The organism is Ancylothrix sp. D3o (genome assembly GCF_025370775.1).
Taxonomy (GTDB): domain Bacteria; phylum Cyanobacteriota; class Cyanobacteriia; order Cyanobacteriales; family Oscillatoriaceae; genus Ancylothrix.
The window spans coordinates 195,048-216,589 of sequence record NZ_JAMXEX010000011.1 but is presented as its reverse complement, the minus strand read 5'-3'; the positions used below and the strand labels follow the sequence as shown (position 1 = coordinate 216,589).

Here is a 21,542-nt window from a genome sequence, read left to right as displayed (position 1 = left end):
ACTTTACTGTGGGTTATGTTCTGACTTATGCGGCTTTTGTGATTGCTTCTACTGCTGGTAAGTTCGGCTAATTTTTAAGCCAATAGTAGTTAAATAATTTTTAATCCCCTGCTTTTTATGTGGGGGATTTTTTTTGATGGGGAAATGGTGTTTTTTATCTTTATTTGGAGGGCAGATGAAGGATGATGATTAATTGTTTAGATAAAATGTGTTTATTTTATGTTGGGGGAATGTAGCTAGGTAGGGGGTTTTGATGGTTGAGGCTAATCTAGTGTTATTTTTGGTTTGCCAAGTTATAAGAAAAATACGATAAGTTTATTTAGTAAAAAAACACCGGCCTAATTCTTTATTCTTCAATAATCTCTACTACATCCTCAATCATTACGTCAAATGTGCGGGCTAACTTGAGCAGCGCCGTGTAATCAACCATTGCCATTTCTGTACGTCTTGCGTAGGTGGTGATGGTGCTGTAAATGACTCCTGAACGCTCAGCTACTTCTTTGAGCGTCCAGCCTTTTTCTGCTGCTAGTTCCCTGACTCTGACTCGGATTAGTCCCATACTTGACAAAAAATGTAATTGCAATTTATGATTATAATACCAACAAAACAAAAGAGATCGCCCCCCTAGTCTCGCAAACTGTCGGGCGATCACTTAAAAAACAAAGTTAAAAATCCCATAAGGGAGATAACAAATATGTTAACAACATCAGGGGAAAATTTAGAAACAATTACAGAATCTAAAATTTGGCATGATTCGCCAGTTGTGCACCGGCTCGCTCGATTTGTTACGGAAGAGGCGGTGGCGCTGATGTTTAATATTGCCGTAGAGAATATTATCCGCATTCGGTTGATGCGGTATGTGGTTCACGTCCACGCGAAAGGAGTGAGCCGGTTTGTGAGTTATGCAGATTTTCCGGCAATTGTAGGCGTAGATGTGCCGGATATCAAAGATTTGGCGCTGTGGAAAAAACGCTGGTATAAAAGTGAAAAAAGCCATTATGCGCCGGCTTTGTGGACAAAATTTTATAAGTTTCAGTTTCAAAATTGCTCGTGTGCTGGGAGTTTGCAACAGTGGCAAAATTTAGTGAGTGGGATTTATAAAGTTTTTTCGGCAACAGCAAAGTCAGAATTAGAAAAAGCGGGTAGAAATGCGTTTTTTATGTATTAAAATAACAGGATTATGAGGCCGGTTTTGGAGGTTTTGAGTTAGTATTCTTTAAGGGTTAGGCCCGAATTTTGCAAAAAATAGCTTAAAATAGAATTATCTTAGAGATGTCTAGCAGGCATCTTGCCTGCTCCACAGCACGAAAGGGTCTTTTTTGGGAGTTCTTTGGTTATTTTTTAACCGCAGCCTTTAGACAGGCAGGATGCCTGCCCCACTACAGATGGACGCAGATAGGTTTCCTTTTGGGCTTTGGATTTGGTAAACTTCATTTAATAATTTTTGTTATGAACCAACTTCAAACTAAACTCTCAACTAATACCTGGATACCGGCTACTTGGGATGAATATATCCAAGCAATTCATGCGCCGGAGTACGAAAAAGCAAAAACCTATTATGTTGATAAAAAATTGAAGATAGAAATGGCACCAGTAGGACCAAACCACGCAAACGAGAACGGCATTATCTTTTTTGCCATCAGTTTATTTTGTGTTCTCAAAGGTATTCGGCAAACAGGACTAATCAACTGTAGTTTTAGAAAAACCGGCCTGCGAGAAGCACAACCCGATATTTCTTATTATATTGGAGAACGCGCCAGCCTTGCCCCCACCGGCACATCAATTGCTAACCTTGAGATTACCTCACCCCCTGATTTAGCTATAGAAATTGCCAGCACAAGTTTAGCAGATGATTTAGGCTATAAACGTCTGCTTTATGAAGAAATGGAAATTAAAGAATACTGGGTGGTAGATGTTGAAAAAACCCAAATTATAGCCTTTGCCATTGCAGAAGGAGGTAGTAAACGCATTACCACCTCACAAGTCTTGCCCGCACTTTCTATAACCATTTTAGAAGAAGCCTTGCAACGCAGCCAAGAACAAGACCATACCGAAATCGGAACATGGTTACTGGCAGAATTTCAAAAGTGAGAACACCTGACACCGGCCCAAAAATCTTAAAGAATCTTGAATTTTTCCCCAACTCTGCAAAAACCCTCCCAAGATTGCGGTATCCTGAAAACTCAAAACGCGCAGCAACCCCGATTATGACCCGCTATTCTGCATCTACCCCCAGCGAACCCAACAAAAATCAATCGAATATTAAAAACTCAGACTATCGATTGATTGATCGAGAAAACCTCAGTGAAATGTACCGGCATTACGCCGACACAAAAGACAAACATCCCCACTCAATTTTGCTTTATCGAGTTGGCGATTTTTACGAAACATTTTTCCAAGATGCTATCACCGTTTCCCAAGAACTTGAACTGGTTTTAACAAGCAAACAAGCCGGTAAAATAGGCCGTGTTCCCATGACCGGCGTACCCCATCATGCCCTAGATCGCTACGCAATTCAACTGGTAGAAAAAGGCTACGCCATCGCTGTTTGTGATCAAATAGAAGACGCCGCAGACGCCGCCGCCGAACGTCGCATTGTAGAACGCAGTATTACCCGCGTCATCACCCCCGGAACTGTTCTCGAAGAAGGAATGCTTAAAGCACGCCGCAATAACTTTTTAGCTGCGGTTATTATCGCTTCAAATCATTGGGGTTTAGCCTACGCAGACATTTCCACCGGCGAATTTTTTACCACCACCGGCGACAACCTCGAAAACCTCAGCCAAGAACTGATGCGCGTCCAACCTTCGGAAGTTTTAGTGCCCACAGATGCGCCTGATATTGGTAGCTTACTACGCCCTGGTGAAACTTCCCCCAGCCTTCCTTCTTGCCTGCCAAACTCTTTTTGTTATGCCCTACGTTCTCCCAAATTTTTCACACAAATTGAGGCAAAAAATAGACTTTTACAACGCTTTAAAGTTCGCTCTCTCGAAGGCATGGGCTGCGAACATTTGCCCTTAGCTATTCGGGCTGCCGGTGGCTTATTAGAATACTTAGAAAATACCTTTGAACACAGAACCGGCGAACGCGGTGGAAATTCAAAAATTCCCTTATTGCCGGTTAGAACTTATACCCTTGCTGATTATCTAATTCTTGACCATCATTCGCGGCGCAATTTAGAAATTACTCAAACTGTCCGCGATGGAACTTTTTATGGTTCTTTGTTGTGGGCACTGGATAAAACAATGACTGCAATGGGAGGGCGTGCTTTGCGCCGGTGGTTATTACAACCCTTGCTAGATATTAAAGGTATTCGGGCGCGACAAGATACGATTGAAGAGTTAGTCGAGAATACGTCTTTGCGTCAAGAATTACAGCAATTATTAAGACAAATTTATGATATTGAAAGGTTGGCTGGTCGGGCCGGTTCGGGCACAGCAAATGCTAAAGATTTAGCGACTTTAGCAGATTCTTTATTGAAACTTCCAGACTTAGCAGAAGTTGTGGCTGTGGGAAAATCTCCGTATTTACGGGCTTTGCAAATTGTGCCTGCCGGTTTAGAAGAACTTGCCAAAAAATTACAAGCCCATTTAGTTGATCCGCCGCCACTTCATCTCAAGGAAGGTAACTTAATTCAGGGTGGAATTAACACAGAATTGGATAATTTACGGCGTTGCGTTGAAGACGATCAACAATGGATAGCCCAATTAGAAATGACCGAAAGAGAACGCACCGGCATTTCAACTTTGAAGGTAGGATTTAATAAAACATTCGGCTATTATATCAGCATTTCTAAATCAAAAACCGAACAAGCCCCCAGCGATTATATCCGCAAACAAACGTTAACGAGTGAAGAGAGATATATTACCCCTGATTTGAAGGAAAGAGAGGCGAGAATTCTGACAGCAAGAGATGATTTGAATAACTTGGAATATGAAATTTTTGCCGGTTTGCGGGCAGAAGTTGGCGAACAAGCAGAGGTGATCAGAAAAGTTGCAAAAGCGGTAGCAGCAGTTGATGCTTTGTGTGGTTTGGCTGAGATAGCGGTTTATCAGGGATATTGCAGGCCGGTGATGGTAGAAAGCCGGGAAATTACAATTATTAATGGCAGACATCCGGTGGTAGAACAGTCTTTGCCGGCAGGCTTTTTTGTGCCGAATTCTGCTTTTTTGGGGCGTGAAGAAACAGAAGAAAAAAAAGAAGAAGAAAAACCCGATTTGATTATTTTAACCGGCCCGAATGCCAGCGGCAAAAGTTGTTATTTACGGCAAGTTGGTTTAATTCAATTAATGGCGCAAATTGGCAGTTTTGTGCCGGCATCTTCGGCAACTTTGGGCATTTGTGACCGCATTTTTACACGGGTGGGGGCTGTGGATGATTTGGCAACGGGACAGTCTACCTTTATGGTGGAGATGAATGAAACGGCGAATATTTTAAATCATGCAACGCCAAAATCGCTGGTTTTATTAGATGAAATTGGCCGGGGAACAGCAACTTTTGACGGTCTTTCTATTGCTTGGTCGGTGGCGGAATATTTGGCAACAGAAATTAAAGCCAGAACGATTTTTGCTACACATTACCACGAGTTAAATGAGTTGGCTTCGATTTTATCGAATGTGGCAAATTATCAAGTTACGGTTAAAGAAATGCCGGATCAAATTATCTTTTTACATCAAGTTAAACCGGGTGGGGCTGATCGTTCCTATGGCATTGAGGCGGGCCGGTTGGCTGGGTTGCCGGCATCTGTTATTCAACGGGCAAAAGAGGTAATGAGTCAAATTGAAAAACACAGTAAAATTGCCGTTGGTTTGCGGAGTGGCGGACTGGGGATTGGTGATTAGCAAACGGTACTAAAAAACCCGGTTTTTAAAAGTAACCGGGTTTTTAGAAAAACCAACAATTTTAAAAGAAATCTGGCATCCAAGAGGGAGAACCGGCAAAGATTTGAGAAGCAATAGATAAGCTTTGATTTGACGCTTCTATGTGGCCGGCTTGTTGCAATTGATAGGGGGTATAGAAGCCGGTGTAAAGGGGTGCTAGGGCGTTTATTTGTAGCTTTAAATCACCTTTCCCGCCCTTACTAACCTGACCTTTTTTCCCAGAAACAGATAAGATAAAATTACCGTTATTTTCCGGCAAAATATCATCGCTAATAGCTAAATGTAATTCAGCTTCTAAACCTTCGGGATAACCGCGTTTTTCTAAAGCCGAAACCACATCAACAATTCGCAAAAACCATAACTCTAATTGCGCCACTTTTGCTGTTTGTTCGGGCAAAAGTAACAAAAACGAATCAATAACAGAACCCCGCCAGATAACCTTTTGAATTTGTGACCGATGATCAGATATAAATGTTAGAAGCCGGTGTCTAGCTGCCGGAGTTGTCGCCGCCCAATCCCAAATTTCCATCAAATTTTGATGATTTACCGTTTTTTGGCTGAAAATAATATAACCTTGTGGGTTTTCACCGCCAACCAAATAACCATAAACCTCATCCTCATTATGATCAAAAACATTCTCCCAAATAGCTTGATTTCTGTCTAAATTACCATTAGTTTGATTAGCTGCTTGGTTGTAAATATCTTGAAAAACTTGCGCTTCGAGTTTTTTAACCGCTACCACCTCCAAACTGCGGTCATGCAAGCGAATAGAATCAATAGGAACTTCCCAAAGACAACGACTTCCCGCCTGTTCATAACCAGCCTTTCGATATAACCTTTGCGTAGCCGGATAAAGCGTAGAAAGCGGGATTTTTTGAGAATACAACTCCTTTAAAGTTTGAGAAATCAACTCAAAACCGGCCCCACTCCCGCGAACTTCTGGAGACACACCAACCGCCGCCACACCCGCCATTTGTATAGACTCACCCCCAAACCATTGCCCCATTTGATAAAGCGTCAAACCCGCAACAACCTTATCATCTTGCTTTAAAAAGCGGAAATTTTCCACACCAAGCCGGTCGCGGTACAAAGGCCAAAGTTTCCCCGGAAAAAGGAAACACTGACAAAGAATTTCCCCTAAACCTTCAGCCTCTAAAGAATCAGAAACCGGCCCAAACTCAAAATTAGTCATTTATCCTTTATCCTTTCCATTTACTCATTACATCAATTTTCAATCTTTATTTGCGTTTATCCGCTATAGGATGCGGTTAAAAAAAACCCCTTAAACCTCAAACAACCTCCGTTTCAGTAACATTAGTAGGCAAATAAACCGTAAAAACAGAACCAACACCTAACTCACTTTCAACTAAAATTTCACCTCCCATCATTTGACAAAAACTGCGACTGAGGGCCAAACCCATACCCGTACCACCATAACGGCGAGTTGATGAATTATCCGCCTGAGTAAAAGCCTGAAAAATACTCGGCAATTGTTCTTTTGTCATCCCAATACCCGTATCAGCAACACGAAACACAATCCAAGACTGACGGGCACCAGAACTAACTTCTGGCGGTGGTGCCCCCGCACTCAAAAGCTGAAAATCAGGCATTTCTTCAGCAAAAATTTCTAAAGTAACAACCCCATTTTCTGTAAACTTAGTGGCATTACCCAATAAATTAAACAAAATTTGTCGTACCTTAATCCAATCGGCATACATTGTGCCAATATCTTCAGGACAAATCACCCGTAAAGTATTATTATTAGCCGGCAATAAAGGCTGAATTCGCGTTTCTACTTCCTTGACCAAATCCGCCACATCAAAAGAATTCAAATTCAGTTCCATTTGCCCCGATTCAATCTTAGCAAAATCAAGAATTTCGCTTAAAACCGCCAACAATTGTTTCCCTGAAGTATTAATAGTTTTCAAGTCATTCATAAAATCCGAATTAGCTAAGCCTTCTTCAATAGCATCTTCTTGCAACAATTCGCTATAGCCAATAATTGCCGTTAAAGGAGTGCGGAGTTCGTGACTCATATTCGCCAGAAAACTGCTTCGTGCGAGGTTTGCAGCTTCCGCTGCTGCTTTTGCTTCGTAGAGTTCTGCCTCAAAGCGTTTGCGTTCGCTGATATCCCGCGCAAAAATACAATTATATTCATGTCCATTGACTTGAAAATAATTAATTGTCAGTTCCACCGGAAATATCGTACCTTCTTTTGTGCAGTGGCGAGATTCCAGACGTATCGCCCCAAGTTGCTTAATTTCTTCCCAATAATCTGCCCAAACATCGGGGGGAAAATCCGGGTTAATATTTTGCAGCGAACGCGATAGCAATTCTGAACGCGAATAACCTAACGACAAACAGGCGGCATCGTTAACATAAAAAAACTGCGCCCTTGGAGTCACCCAAAAAACAGCATCACCGGCCCGATCTATGGCAAACTGCAAGACTTTATGCACTTCTTCAATTTGCTGGCGTTCGAGACTTTCATTGTGTAAATTTAAAGCCGTATTTCTCAACTCAGCCGCACAAGCTTCCACCCGTCTCGCTAACTCTTCATTACTTTGTTTAAGTCTCGCTTCTGTTTGCTTATACTCTGTAATATCTTCCATACTTACCATCATGCCTCCGACTTCACCATGAGAAGTTTTCCAGGGCTGAATTTTCCATTTCACCCATATTTGATCGCCATTGAGTTTTGTCACAGACTCTTCAAAATTGCCAACCAAACTCAAATCGACTTTGCTTGCAAAATTGGGAAAAAAATCAGAATGATAACGACCGATAATATTTTGGCTGTCCATGCCCCAATCTGCCAGCCACTGGCGCGACACAAACAAGTATCGCATCTGCCGGTCGAGCATAGCAATTGCCACAGGGGCTTGATCAAAAAACATCTGGAAAACATCTGGAGGGTCTGAGGCATTCATGGCTCAATTTCAACATAAATCCGGCCCAATATTTTATAAAAGATTCGCAAACAGCAACTTACCGCCTGCAACACTTTTGCCGAATGTATTTTTTATTTTACTGCTCTATAAAACTTAAACAATGCTGGACAAAGCCAAACAATCGCTGTTTATTTCCTACCTCTTCCAAGGTAGCCGGCTACTTCTTGTCCACAGGCTTAACTTCCGATAGAGACTATTCTAGTGCATAGGGTATCAGGAGGCTGCTGTTCAGTTTATCGCCAAAAGGAGATCACGGTCTTGTATTTGCCAACATTTGGGACAGTGGAACAGCCGATCACTTAACTGCAATACGCTATTAATGTGCTTGGATACTCGGCACTGCTGTGATGATAGATAGCAACGATCCACAATCTCCACTCGGCATCTTTACCTATAAGCTTTGTACTCTAGCTGTCTGCGAAACTCATAGAACCCTAAATCACTAATAGCAGCGGCTAACTTCCTATTAGATATCATGGCTTTAATATTCAAATTTTCCCGGCTAATTTATCGCTATTTACGGCATATAAGATTGATGTATTTACTCTGAATCCATAGGCTTTTTGCCGGCCAATAACTAGGGATAAAAAGATAGATTAATATCCTACAATTGTGCAACCCCTTTCATTTCAATAGTCAGTTCTGCTTCATTCACCAAAGCGCGTAAATCTTCCAACATTTGACTATTAGCAGATTCCCATAAACCGCGCTGATTGGCTTCCAATAAACGCTCTGCCATATCCCGCAATGCCCAAGGATTTTTTTGCTCAATAAACTCACGCACCGGCCCATCAAATAAATATGCCTTCGCCACCCCTTCATACATAAAATCAGACACACAACGAGCCGTCGCATCATAAGCAAATAAGAAATCCACCGTTGCGGCCATTTCAAACGCACCTTTATAACCATGACGCATCGCACCGGCAATCCATTTTGGATTAACAACCCGCGACCGATAAACCCGTGCAATTTCATCTTTTAACCGGCGCACTTTCGGATTTTCTGCCAGAGAATTATCGCCAAAATAAGTTTCAGGATTTTCGCCCCGCATCACCCGTACCGCCGCCGTTAAACCGCCTTGAAACTGATAATAATCATCCGAATCTAACAAATCATGTTCCCGATTATCTTGATTGTGCAGCACAATTTCCATTTCTTGTAAGCGCTGTTTAAAAGCTTCTGGTGCCGAAATTCCCGCCAGCATTTTGCTGCCATTCTGCGAAGAATAAGCGTAGCTACTCCAGTTAATATAAGCACGGGCTAAATCTTCATCATCCGTCCAATTTTGCGACTCTATTAAACCTTGTAATCCCGCCCCATAAGCCCCTGGTTTTGAGCCAAAAACCCGATAAAGAGAACGCGCTTGAGCTTGTTCAAAACCTAATCCTGCTGCTTGCCAAGAAGTTGTTTCTTGTCGGACTTTGGCGGCGATAGGATTTTGCTCTACCGGCTCATTTAAACTTGCCACCGCCGTCACAGCTTTATCAAATAAATCAATTAAATTGCTAAAGGCATCGCGGAAAAAACCAGAAATTCTTAAAGTTACATCAATGCGAGGCCGGTCTAATACCGAGAGGGGCAATATTTCAAAATCTACCACTCGACGAGACGGCCCATCCCAAACAGGACGGACACCAATTAATGCTAAAGCTTCGGCAATATCATCGGCGCCGGTTCGCATCGTAGAAGTTCCCCAAACTGATAGCCCTAATGTTTTGGGATATTCGCCGTGTTCTTGGGTATAGTTTTCTATTAAAACTTCGGCTGCTTTTCTGCCAATATCCCAGGCGGTTTCGGTGGGTAAGGAACGGATGTCTACAGAGTAGAAATTGCGGCCAGTTGGTAAAACTTCGGGCCGGCCTCTGGTGGGGGCGCCAGAGGGGCCACTAGGGACAAACCGGCCTTCTAAACCGCGTAATAAATTGGCTATTTCTTGGGGCGTTTGTTGTAAGGCTGGGAGTAAATAATCTTCAATCCATTGCAGTTCTTTTGTGGTTTCTAGTTGGCAGTGGGGCAAGTATTTGGATAAGCTTGGCGAGTTTCCTTGCAAGATTTCATCAATAATTTTCGCGGCAATTTCTTCTAAATATTCAATTAAATCTCCCGCTGTTCTGAAGGCAAACCTAACGGCGCTTTCCTCCCCTTGATTGGCGGCGGGTAGCGGGGGGAGAGGCTGGCTTAATTCAGCCGTCAACGGGTCAAAATCCCACTGTAAATCTGCGGCTAAAGCGCGCGTTAAACCAATACGCCCAGAGGCCGGATAGCGAGCAATGGCGATAATTAAATCACGCAGTTGCCGGTTTTCTGGACAGCGGCCAAAAATATGTAAACCATCGCGGATTTGTGCTTCTTTTAACTCACAGAGATAACTATCAATTTTTGCTTGTAGCTGAAAGCGTGGGTCTTTAAACTGCTCTTTTTCTAAGCCTAAATCTTCATAGAGATTTTCCTGAACAATTAAACTATTAATGCGTTCTTGAATCACCGGCAACCGGGAAGGATCTAAACATTCCGCCTCATAAAACTCATCAATTAAATTTTCTAGTTGCACCAAAGATCCATACAATTCTGCCCGCGTCATTGGCGGTGTTAAATGGTCAATAATTACTGCTTGCGCTCGTCGTTTTGCCTGGGAACCTTCGCCTGGATCGTTGACAATAAAGGGGTAAAAATGAGGCATGGCACCAAGGGCAATTTCTGGATAACAATTTTCAGAAAGAGCTACACTTTTACCGGGTAACCATTCTAAATTTCCATGCTTTCCGACATGAACAATGGCGTGGGTTTGGAAAACGAATCTTAGCCAAAAATAAAATCCTAAATACTCGTGAGTTGGGGCTAAATCGGGGGCATGATAATTTAAAGATGGGTCTATTTCATAGCCGCGTGCCGGTTGAACTCCGACAAAAACATTGCCGAATTGAAGGCCAGAAATGACGATTTCTTTTTTGCCTGATCGGCTCAAAACTTCTGCCGGTTCGCCCCAGCGTTCTACAATTCCATTTTTTACATTTTCGGGTAATTCATCAAATATTCGCTGATATTCATCAAAATTCAAACTCTGATAAATGGGGCGAAAATTCAGACCTTCTGGATCATTTGTGACACCGGCAGTTAACCATTCAATTAACTCCTCTCCTGTGGCCGGTATTTTATCAACGGTATATCCTGCTAACTGTAAAGCTTGCAAAATCTCGACACAACTTGCGGGGGTATCTAAGCCGACTCCATTTGCCAATCTGCCATCTTTGGCGGGATAATTTGCTAATATTAAGGCTACCCGTCGCTCACTGGTTTGGACTGTTCGTAATTTAACCCAATTTGCGGTTAAATCGGCAACAAATTCAATGCGATCTGGCACCGGCTTATAAACGACAACTTCTGTTTCTAAAAGTGGATGCCGGCTTTGAACTTGTTTAAAGGAAACTGCACGGGAAATAATGCGTCCATCAACCTCTGGCAAAACCACATTCATTGCCATATCTCGCGGCGAAAGACCTTGAAAACCTCCTTGCCATTGCTCAAAACCGGTACCATTACTTAAAATTACTTGCAACACCGGCACATCGAGATTGGGGATTATAGAGCTAGGATTTTCTAGGGGATTAATAACTTCAGAAACTTGACTAAAGGCAAAACTTGTGGTATTAAGTAAAACTTGAATTGGGGGTAAATCTTTGGGGAAAAAATAATCAAAAATTTCGGCTTGAACATCGGGGTCACGCAGGGAAGAAACAAACACCGGCACCGGTTCTAAATTGCGAGCAACCAACGCTTGACAAAGCGCATCAATTGGTGCTAAATTTCCTGCTAAATAATGAGCGCGGTAAAATAATAAACCGACCCTCGATTCGCAGGGAGTAAAATCTAAACGATAAGGATAAAAACCAACACGAGGAACAGGAACCGGCGGGGGAGGATTGAAATTTTCTCCTAAACAAACATCTGCCAAAAATAAGAGAGCGTTGACCATATTTTCGACGCCACCTTCAGTTAAATAACGCCAGAGTTGATTAACTGTTTGCAGAGAAACGGTAGAGTGACTAATTAAATCGGGATCGGGCCGTTCGTCACCGGGTAAAACAATTAAAGAAGCGCCGGTGGAGAGTACGGTTTCGCGCAAGACTTCCAAACCATAAGACCAGTAGGAACGTCCGCCTAATAAACGAACGACAATCAACTTTGCTGGTTGTAAAACCTCCTCAGCATAGGTATCAATAGTAAGCTGTTGTTGCAACTGAAGTAAAGAAGCCACCCGCAAAGCTGGGAAAGCATCCGGTAACTGAGAGACAGCAGCGGCGAGAGTTTGAATATCGGTGTCAGCGGCGGTTAAAAACACAACCGGGGCGGGGGTTTGGGAAACAAAGATCAGACCTTCTGCTTGGGGGTTCCACCCACCGGAAGATGTAGGGAGACGGTGCATAATGAGAGACTCAAGAGAAAAACTAAGGGAAAAACAATTGTTTTATGGGGACTGTAAGGCAAAAATTTTTAAACAAAGAGACAAGGAGGGAGAGATGGAAGTTTATTTTAGGCCAAAACTTTCAAGCAGTAAAAAATATAAAGAATATTTTTAGGTGTTTGGTGTTGGAAACACCATTACCGCAGACTACTATATCAAATTAAGTGACGTTGCAGACGCTTACTCTAGCTGCTGTTGAACTTGATCGTTTCAACTACCACGACTTATGCAAACCAACCGCAAAAATGCCGACCTCTTTGACTTTACGCCGAAATTTACCTTTAGCCACCTTTGAACGTCTGCGCCTGGTGTTACGCTCTTATGCGGAACGCTTGGGGCGAGTGCAGATATTATCCCAAGATATTTTGGCAACTGTTGCCGTTGCCCCGCAAACCAGCAAACGCTTTATGCTAGTAATATCCCCGGAGTTTAGCGGGTTGGTGTTGGGGATAGAGGGGGAAGAAAGAACCGGCTGGCAAGATCCTCTAAACGAAGTTTTGAAGGTTGAAATTACGTTTGATATTGACAGTATTAGCGGGTTTATAGGGCAGTTGAAAGAAGAGGTAAAAGCAAACCCGCTGGCGCTCGCGCAGATAGAAGAAGCCAGAAAAATGCTGCAACCAAGTGATAGCAAAATTCCTGGCGAAATTTATTTAGAATTAATGGAAATTTTAGTGCCATCAGAACCCTCTAGCACGACAGAGACAGGATTTCCCTGCGTGTCGGTATGCCAGCCGGTAGAGGAAGCTTTAGGCCAACAACTTGAACAAGAAAGACTTTTAAATCAAGTCACAAGCCAGATCCGGCAAAGTTTAGAATTGCCGGAAATTTTATCAACAGCAGTGGAGCAAGTGCGGAGATTTTTGCAAGTAGATCGGCTGCTGATTTATCAGTTTGATTTTAGCCAAGGATTAGGGACAAAAGCGGTACAGAATAGCAATAGAAATGGCCGAAAATGGGATGATAAAGAGAATGGTTGGGGACGCATTACCTACGAATCGAGACTAGCAGAAAATATACCTTCTGTGCTGAATTTAAGCGAGGAGGATGTCTGTTTTATTCGGATTCCCAACTTCCGAAAAAAATACTGTAAAGGTTTTACACAAGCGATAGAAGATACCAAAATAGCGTATAGTTTTTCACCTTGTTTTTTAGACTTTATGGATCGGGTGCAAGCGAGGGCAAAATTAATTGCACCGATTATTGTAGCAGATGAACTGTGGGGATTATTGATTGCCCATCAGTGTTTTGAACCGCGCCGGTGGCAAGAAAAAGAGCAAGTATTTCTCAAACAAATTGCCGAACATTTAGCGGTGGCGATTAATCAAGCCCAACTTTATGCCGAGTTGCAGCAACAAAAACAAACCTTAGAAGAACGGGTGATTGAGCGCACGCAAGAACTCTATGATGCTTTGATTGCGGCTCAAGCTGCCAGCCGGACAAAAAGCGAATTTCTTTCGACAATGAGCCACGAATTGCGAACTCCTTTAACTTGTGTGATTGGGATGTCTTCAACGCTATTGCGTTGGTCTTTTGGACAGTTAAATCAAAAGCAACGCAGTTATTTACAAACGATTCACGACAGTGGCGAACATTTGCTGAATTTAATTAATGATATTTTGGATTTATCGCAAGTGGAGGCCGGCAAAACGGTTTTAAATATTACGGAGTTTTCGCTTTCGCAATTGGCTGTTTCGGTGGCTCAACCTTTTAAGGAAAAAGCGCAAAGTTTTGAGGTTGAATTAGAAGTTGAATTACGAATTGAACGAGAACAAGATTTGTTTAAAGCCGACCAACGACGGGTTAAACAAATTGTTTATAATTTGCTGAGTAATGCGGTTAAATTTACGCCGGCTGGTGGCAAAGTGATTTTACGGGTTTGGTTAGAAAATAATGCGGCAATTTTTCAGGTGGAAGACACCGGCATTGGAATTCCTGAAAGCCAGCGTCCTTTATTGTTTCAAAAATTCCAACAATTAGATACCTCTTATCATCGCAAATATGGGGGCACCGGCTTAGGTTTAGCTCTTACGAAACAACTTATAGAACTACACGGCGGTTGGATTGAGGTAGAATCAATTGTTGATATCGGTTCAACTTTTACGGTTTGTTTGCCATCTCAAACAATTAATACTAATACAATTCCTTTGGATGTGCCGGTGGAACACTTTCCGCACGGCCTGATTATTTTAATACAAGGAGATGAAGAGACCGCAACAATGCTCTGCGATATTTTAACCACCGCAGATTATCAAGTTGTTTGGATGATAGAAGGTTCCACAGCCCTTGAGCAAATTGAGTTTTTGCAGCCGACTACAATTATTATAGATACGGCATTACCCGGACTGGATAGTTATGAAATTATCCAAAATCTGCGACAAAATCCGGCCACCGAAAAAATAAAAATTTTGCTTTTAACAGATTTAGAAAACTTGCAAAATTCCGCCGAAGATTTTGTGGCGAACGCCGATGATTACCTAACAAAACCTTTTCAACCCCAAGAAGTTTTGTACAAAATGGCGGCTTTGAGCATTTCTTAATTTTTAATTTTAGCTTGGCCAAATTTTTAGATTGAGAATTGGGGATTTTTGATGGCTTTTATTTTCGCTTCCTCGGTGAAATTACCGTCAAAAAAGGGGGGTTCCCCACACCTGCATTCATGCCTTTAATCTTTTAAATTAAAATGTAAAGGAATCGCTATCGAATCAAAGCAACTACCTATGAGTATAAAAGACAAGCCTCAACAGCCTCGCTCACGTTTAATCGGTAATATTCTGTTATTGGTATCGGGGGGTTTTTTGCTGGTAAATTTATTTTTGCCGCAATTATTTGGCCCACAAATTCCACGAGTTCCTTATAGCATATTTATCGAGCAAGTGCAAGATGGAAATGTGACGCGGGTTTCGGTGGGTCAAGATAACATTCGCTATCAACTCAAAGATGAAAACGGCCAGCCGGGTCAAATTTTAGCAACGACGCCAATTTTTGATTTAGAATTGCCAAAACGTTTAGAAGAAAAAGGCGTGGAATTTGCCGCAGCGCCGCCGTCTAATAATGGTTGGTTTAGTAGTTTATTAAGTTGGATTATTCCGCCATTAATTTTTGTAGGAATTTGGCAATTTTTCTTAGGTAGGGGTGGCGGCGGGCCGCAAGGTGCGCTTTCAATTACTAAAAGTAAAGCTAAAGTTTATGTCGAAGGCGAATCGGCTAAAACTACATTTGCTGATGTGGCTGGAGTTGAAGAAGCGAAAGTTGAGTTAGCAGAAATTGTGGAGTTTTTAAAAGCACCGCAACGGTTTACGGCTATTGGGGCTCGTATTCCTAAAGGGGTGTTATTAGTGGGCCCTCCAGGGACAGGAAAAACCCTGATGGCGAAAGCGGTTGCAGGGGAGGCCGGTGTGCCATTTTTCAGCATATCTGGTTCCGAATTTGTTGAGTTATTTGTAGGGGCCGGTGCAGCGCGAGTTAGAGATTTATTTGAACAAGCGAAAAAGAAAGCTCCTTGTATTGTTTTTATCGATGAATTAGATGCGATTGGCAAATCTCGCGCCAGCGGTAATTTCATGGGTGGAAATGATGAACGCGAGCAAACTTTAAACCAATTGCTGACAGAAATGGATGGTTTTGCTGCTACGGAAGCAACCGTGATTGTTTTAGCAGCAACTAACCGACCAGAAACGCTTGATCCGGCCTTATTGCGACCGGGACGTTTTGACCGGCAAGTGTTAGTTGATCGTCCCGATTTATCAGGCCGGCAAGCTATCTTAGAAATCTATGCTCGCAAAGTCAAATTAGGGCCGGATATTGATCTTAAAATGATTGCTACCCGTACTCCTGGTTTTGCGGGTGCAGACTTAGCAAACCTGGTTAATGAAGCGGCACTTTTAGCGGCAAGATCGCGCCGAGAAACTGTTGCTCAAGCTGACTTTTCCGAAGCCATTGAGCGCGTAGTGGCCGGTCTTGAAAAGAAAAGCCGCGTCCTCAATGAAAAAGAAAAGAAAATTGTCGCTTATCACGAAGTTGGTCATGCTTTAGTAGGTTCCTTAATGCCGGGTGGCGGGAAAGTTGCAAAAATCTCAATTGTGCCGCGAGGAATGGCTGCTTTAGGCTACACTTTACAACTACCCACCGAAGACCGTTTCTTGATGGATGAAGCAGAATTACGCGGTCAAATTGCCACTCTTTTAGGAGGCCGGTCAGCCGAGGAAGTTGTATTTGGCAGCATCACCACCGGCGCTTCCAATGACTTGCAACGCGCTACGGATTTAGCAGAAAGAATGGTGACAACTTATGGGATGAGTAAAGTGCTTGGCCCTCTGGCTTATGAAAAAGGTCAACAAAACAGTTTTCTGGGTGAAGGTGGTATGAATCCTCGCCGCGCTGTTAGTCCCGAAACTGCCAAAGCTATTGATGGAGAAGTGAAAGAAATTGTCGAAAATGCTCACCAACAAGCGCTGGATATTTTAAACCAAAACCGCGATTTATTGGAAGAAATTGCTCAGCGAATTTTGGAGGTGGAGGTGATTGAGGGAGATCAATTGCAAAATCTCTTAGCTCAAGTACGTTCGCCTGAAAAGGTGGCGGCTGGGGTTTAAAAAAAAACCGCAGATGGACACAAATAAACGCAGATGGACGCCGATAGCCTATCTGCGTTTATCTGCGTTTATCTGCGGTTAAAAAAATAACCTCAGTGATAAAATTATCGTCTGTAAACCATTTTTTAGTTATCCAAGCCGATGAATGCTATTCAACAAATCGAAAAAAAGTTAATCGTTTCTTGTCAAGCACCGGCAGACTCACCTTTACATGATCCCTACGTTATTTCGGCTATGGCAAAGGCGGCTATTAATCAAGGCGCGGCGGGGGTGAGAATTGATACACCGGCTCATGTTAAAGCGGTGAAAGAAAGGCTGGGTGCGGGGGTGCCGGTGATTGGTTTATGGAAGCAATTGTTACCAGGATATGACGTTTATATTACGCCGTTATTTCAAGATGCCAAGGCTATCGCAGAGGCCGGTGCTGATATTATTGCTGTGGATGCAACGTTGCGGAATCGTCCGGAAAAGTTAGAAGTTTTAATTAAGAGAATTCACGACGAATTAGGGTTGCCGGTGATGGCAGATGTGGATACCATAGAAGCAGCAATGGCAGCGGTTGATGCGGGTGCTGATTTGGTGGGTACTACGCTTTATGGATATACCGCTGACACAAAAAATTTTCCTCCGCCAGGGTTGGATTTGTTGGTTCAAATGGTAGAAAAGTTGTATGTGCCGGTGATTTGTGAGGGTGGGATTTCTAGGCCGGTGCAAGCCAAGCAAGCGTTAGATTTGGGTGCGTATGCTGTGGTTGTCGGGGGTGCAATCACTGGCATTGATTTACTGGCCAAAGCTTATCAAGCTGCGCTGGTGAAGGCTGATGAATGATTGTAAAACTGCGAAAAATAAGGAAAAAATCACTATGACTGCACAACAATCATACGAGCAAGGCATCACAAAAAATCGCCGGGGCGACTTTAAGGGGGCAATTGTTGATTTTACGCAGAGTTTGACGTTTAATCCGCTGTTTGCTGAGGCTTATAATCAGCGGGGACAGGCTTATTATTACCAAAAAGAGTATCAAAAAGCGGTGGAGGATTTTACGAGGGCTTTGCAACTCGATCCGCTTTTAGTGAAGGCGCTTTTTTATCGCGGGAATACTTGGCGGAAGTTAGGGGAAAATCAAAAAGCTGTGGAAGATTTAACTCTGGTTATTGCTCGTCAATACCGGCTGGATGCTGCTTATAATAATCGGGGTTTAGCTTATGCAAATTTACAAGATTATGCAGCGGCTATCGAAGATTATGGCAGGGCTTTAAAAATTAATACGACGAATTATAAATTTTACTATAATCGCGGACGCGCTTACTATTTGGCGGGAGATAAACAGGCGGCTATTCGAGATTTTGATACGACGTTGCGTTTAAATATAAAGTACACGAAGGCATATATTAATCGGGGGCTTTCTTATTATCACATTGCTGAGTATCACCAAGCAATTCAAAATTATAATCTGGCTTTGAAGTTGGAGCCGAGAAATGTTTATGCTTATTACAATCGGGGCTGTGTGTATTCGCATTTAAAAGATTATCACAGTGCGATTCAAGATTATAGTAAGGCGGTGGAAATTGATCCGACTTTTGTTAAGGCTTTTATGAATCGTGGTTTGGCAAAGTTAAAGTCTGGAGATGAGCCTGGTGCGAATAAGGATTTTTATCATGTGATGTGTATTAATGCGGAGGCTTATACGTTTTATCAAGCGCAAAGAGGCACTCCAGAAGGTAAGCCGGTGGCTAAACAAGCTCCTCAAATTGATTACAGTAATCGTAGTAAATATTTCAATACAACGATTAGTGTTTGGGATAAGGAAGATGTTAGCCAGTTGGGTACTCATCCGGTGTTTTTGGAGGGGGAATTTTTGGATGGTTGAAAGTATGGCTCTTAGTTAAAAGTTATAAAAACCCGGTTTCTAAAAGAAACCGGGTTTTTGGCAGAGCAAGATGGAGATATTAAACCTCTGTATTCAACCGGCGATTCAAAATAATCATATCTTCACCTACAACTGCACTGCGCGCTAAAAGATTGCCGCGTGGATCAGTAATTTCTAACCGGCTAAAATCTAATTGCTTGGCACTTTGCCGCATATTCTTGGCTAATTTATCTTGGCGGGAAGGGGGCAAATTATACCATTCATCGGTAATTTTTACAATCAATAAACTGCCTCTAAAATTGGCTTGGATTGATTGAATTAAGCCTTCTGCGTAATCGCTGGTGGCGCTAGAAATGTCTTCTTGAATTGAGGCAATTAAACGCTGTTCGGGGGTTAATTGGGGTTCGGGCAGTTCTTCGGGTTCGACTTGCACTGGCAGTTCTGGGGCCGGTTCTGTTAAGCTAGGCGAAACCGGTTCTCCGCTAATAGGAACTTGGGCAAGTTCTGGCGGTTTGCTTGATATAATTGTGCTGCTTGTCCACAATACTAAAGCAAGAATTCCCGCAAAGGCGCCGGTTAATCCCCAGTCGGGTATTTTTTGGCTGATAGAGGCGGGTAAAATAGGGCGAACCAACGCTAAAACTCCCACCCAACTATTCCAAAGAACGGCAAAAATTGAGGGTTGGGGGACTGCCGGTGGGGGCGCTTCTAGTTTTTCGACGGCTGTTTCTAGCAGGGAAATGGTGCCTCGTAACGCTTGGATGGTGAGGCTTTTTACCAAGGAGGGTTTCTGGGGATTTTGGGGTGGTTGAGGCTGGTTTTCGGTCATGGGATTTAACGGAGGGTGGCAATAATGTTTGGATATTGGGTAAATTCAAAGAGGCATACTCTTTTGGTTAATTTATCATTTTGCTAGGATTAGCTAGAGGGTTTTGTCCTGTTTTGGCCTTACATTTGGTTTAAGTTTTATGAAGCTAAAACGACGCGATTTTCTTTTTTTAGGCAGTCTCACCGGTTTAGGTTTAATATTTACTGGCAAGTTTTGGCAGGGAAAACCGGCCTTTAGCAGAAGTGGTTTTACGCCTCCGCCTACAGCAGAAGAACAAGCGACGCTGATGGCTTTAAAGTTAAATAAACCGCTATTTCGGTTTGTTTCGGTAGCGGACACAGGCACCGGCGGAACGGGTCAATATGCGGTGGCAAATGCGATGTTTCGTTATCACGAACAAACGGCTTTTGATATGGTGATTTTGGCGGGCGATAATATTTATAATAATGGCGAAATCAGCAAAGTTGAACAGGTTTTTGAAAAACCTTACGAGAAGCTTTTAGAAGCTGGGGTCAAGTTTTATGCTTGTTTGGGAAATCACGATGTTAGGACTGATAATGGCGATCCCCAGGTAAAATATCCAAAGTTTAATATGAATGGCCGGCGCTTTTATACGTTTCGCCGCGATAATTTGCAATTTTTTGCTTTAGATACAAATAGAAATGCTGATTGGAAAACACAACTTCCCTGGTTAGAGAATGAACTCAGCAAAAGTGATGCTGTTTGGAAAATTGTATTTGGTCATCACCCTTGTTATTCATCAGGAATACATGGTTCAAATGTGGAAATTAGAGAAATGTTAGCGCCGTTGTTTTTGAAATATGGGGTGCAACTTTATATTAATGGTCACGACCATAATTATGAACGGATTCGCTCTATTAATGGTACTACTTTTTTAACTTGTGGGGCCGGTGCTGATACTCGCGCTGTGGGCCGGTCGGAGGTAACAGCTTATTCAAGGAGTGAGTTAAGTTTTGTTGCTTATGATGTTTATGCCGGCCATATTGTGCTAAGTGCAATTGATACCCAAAATCAAATTTTTGATCAGGGAGTTGTGTTGATGGGGAAAGTTTAAGCATTTTTAAATACGGTTTTTACTTCAATAAGAAGTGATTAATAATTCCGTGATTTTTCCGCGTTTTTTTGTGTTGGAGTTAATGGATCTCGAAGCCGAAATGACATGAATTTTAAAGTCTTGGTACAGTTCTCTGATCAAGAAACAATCTGAATTAGAAAGCATCACTTTTACCCCCCGGTTTGCCAAAATAGCAAATGTATCTTTGAGGCGAATTTGGTCATTTTCGCTAAAGGAAAAACGACTATAACTTGTAAAATTACTGGTGTTGCTGATGGGATGATAGGGAGGGTCAAAATAAACAAAATCTCTGCTATCTCTTGCGAGTTCTAAAACTGCGTCAAAGCTTTTGACTTCTATTTGGGCAAATTTTAAGGCGGCTGAAGCTGAGCGCAATAAATCAGGGTTGCAAATTGAGGGGTTTTTATATCTACCCACCGGCACATTAAATTGTCCTTTAGAATTCTCGCGGTAAAGACCATTAAAACAAGTTTTATTCAAATAAATAAAACGTGCTGCTCTTTCCAAGTTGGAGCCACAGCCACCGGCCCGCATTTCATAATAATAATCTTTATTGTGTTTCAATTGATGCTCTTGCAAAAGCATAATTAATGCTTCAACTTCATCTCTAACACAACAATAAGTATTAATTAATTCCCCATTAATATCGGATAAAAAAGCCTGCTTTGGTTGCCAATTAAAAAATACAGCACCGCCGCCTAAAAACGGCTCATAGTAAGTTTCTAAAGAAGCCGGAAAATAGGGTTGATATTGTTCAAGCAATTGCGTTTTCCCGCCAGCCCATTTCAAAAATGGACGCGGGGAAATTTTCGGTGAGAGAGAAGGTAACATTTAACTAAGAATATCAGGTTGTTGG

At 42.4% G+C, this 21,542-nt stretch carries 15 protein-coding genes; 8 read left to right on the top strand and 7 right to left on the bottom strand.

What is annotated here, in order from left to right:
- Positions 1-346: 346 nt before the first annotated feature.
- A complete protein-coding gene (locus tag NG798_RS18580) occupies positions 347-559 on the bottom strand; it encodes a helix-turn-helix transcriptional regulator (RefSeq protein ID WP_261225191.1) in 213 nt (70 codons plus the stop codon).
- Positions 560-694: 135 nt separating this feature from the next.
- On the opposite strand from NG798_RS18580, the gene NG798_RS18575 reads away from it, so the two are divergent.
- The 3 genes from NG798_RS18575 to mutS all read left to right on the top strand — a co-directional run bounded on the left by NG798_RS18575 (position 695) and on the right by mutS (position 4,841).
- A complete protein-coding gene (locus NG798_RS18575; protein WP_261225190.1) occupies positions 695-1,168 on the top strand; it encodes a hypothetical protein in 474 nt (157 codons plus the stop codon).
- A 281-nt stretch (positions 1,169-1,449) separates the two neighbouring features.
- Positions 1,450-2,091 (top strand): Uma2 family endonuclease, encoded by a 642-nt coding sequence (locus tag NG798_RS18570; protein WP_261225189.1) that lies wholly within the window; start codon positions 1,450-1,452, stop codon positions 2,089-2,091.
- A gap of 116 nt (positions 2,092-2,207) precedes the next feature.
- On the top strand, positions 2,208-4,841 hold the full coding sequence (gene mutS, locus NG798_RS18565; protein WP_261225188.1) for a DNA mismatch repair protein MutS: 2,634 nt from the start codon (positions 2,208-2,210) through the stop codon (positions 4,839-4,841).
- Between the two features lie 61 nt (positions 4,842-4,902).
- Here the strand turns inward: mutS and eis are convergent, their stop codons facing one another.
- From eis to cobN, 4 genes are all read right to left on the bottom strand, one after another.
- Entirely contained in the window at positions 4,903-6,072 is a 1,170-nt protein-coding gene (gene eis, locus NG798_RS18560; protein WP_261225187.1) for an enhanced intracellular survival protein Eis, read from the bottom strand.
- Between the two features lie 97 nt (positions 6,073-6,169).
- Positions 6,170-7,810 (bottom strand): PAS domain S-box protein, encoded by a 1,641-nt coding sequence (locus tag NG798_RS18555; RefSeq protein WP_261225186.1) that lies wholly within the window; start codon positions 7,808-7,810, stop codon positions 6,170-6,172.
- Positions 7,811-8,059: 249 nt separating this feature from the next.
- On the bottom strand, positions 8,060-8,200 hold the full coding sequence (locus tag NG798_RS28190; RefSeq protein WP_375338979.1) for a zinc ribbon domain-containing protein: 141 nt from the start codon (positions 8,198-8,200) through the stop codon (positions 8,060-8,062).
- A 235-nt stretch (positions 8,201-8,435) separates the two neighbouring features.
- Entirely contained in the window at positions 8,436-12,257 is a 3,822-nt protein-coding gene (gene cobN, locus NG798_RS18550; protein ID WP_261225185.1) for a cobaltochelatase subunit CobN, read from the bottom strand.
- 284 nt (positions 12,258-12,541) lie between these two features.
- Here cobN and NG798_RS18545 point away from each other — a divergent pair, with 284 nt between their 5' ends.
- The 4 genes from NG798_RS18545 to NG798_RS18530 all read left to right on the top strand — a co-directional run bounded on the left by NG798_RS18545 (position 12,542) and on the right by NG798_RS18530 (position 18,761).
- Positions 12,542-14,836 carry a GAF domain-containing hybrid sensor histidine kinase/response regulator gene (locus NG798_RS18545; protein ID WP_261225184.1) on the top strand — a complete coding sequence of 765 codons (2,295 nt, stop codon included), beginning with the start codon at positions 12,542-12,544 and terminating at the stop codon, positions 14,834-14,836.
- Positions 14,837-15,016: 180 nt separating this feature from the next.
- A complete protein-coding gene (gene ftsH4, locus NG798_RS18540; RefSeq protein ID WP_261225183.1) occupies positions 15,017-16,891 on the top strand; it encodes an ATP-dependent zinc metalloprotease FtsH4 in 1,875 nt (624 codons plus the stop codon).
- Positions 16,892-17,032: 141 nt separating this feature from the next.
- Positions 17,033-17,719 carry an N-acetylmannosamine-6-phosphate 2-epimerase gene (locus NG798_RS18535; RefSeq protein WP_261225182.1) on the top strand — a complete coding sequence of 229 codons (687 nt, stop codon included), beginning with the start codon at positions 17,033-17,035 and terminating at the stop codon, positions 17,717-17,719.
- A gap of 34 nt (positions 17,720-17,753) precedes the next feature.
- A complete protein-coding gene (locus tag NG798_RS18530) occupies positions 17,754-18,761 on the top strand; it encodes a tetratricopeptide repeat protein (RefSeq protein ID WP_261225181.1) in 1,008 nt (335 codons plus the stop codon).
- 79 nt (positions 18,762-18,840) lie between these two features.
- On the opposite strand, the gene NG798_RS18525 is transcribed toward NG798_RS18530, so the two are convergent.
- Complete coding sequence (locus NG798_RS18525) at positions 18,841-19,590, bottom strand: hypothetical protein (RefSeq protein ID WP_261225180.1); 750 nt, start codon at positions 19,588-19,590, stop codon at positions 18,841-18,843.
- 139 nt (positions 19,591-19,729) lie between these two features.
- Between NG798_RS18525 and NG798_RS18520 the strand changes: the two genes are divergently transcribed.
- The gene (locus NG798_RS18520; protein WP_261225179.1) at positions 19,730-20,665 is read left to right on the top strand and encodes a metallophosphoesterase; all 936 of its coding nucleotides are present in this window, start codon (positions 19,730-19,732) and stop codon (positions 20,663-20,665) included.
- A 24-nt stretch (positions 20,666-20,689) separates the two neighbouring features.
- On the opposite strand, the gene NG798_RS18515 is transcribed toward NG798_RS18520, so the two are convergent.
- Positions 20,690-21,517 carry a DNA adenine methylase gene (locus NG798_RS18515; protein ID WP_261225178.1) on the bottom strand — a complete coding sequence of 276 codons (828 nt, stop codon included), beginning with the start codon at positions 21,515-21,517 and terminating at the stop codon, positions 20,690-20,692.
- Between the last annotated feature and the right edge of the window lie 25 nt (positions 21,518-21,542).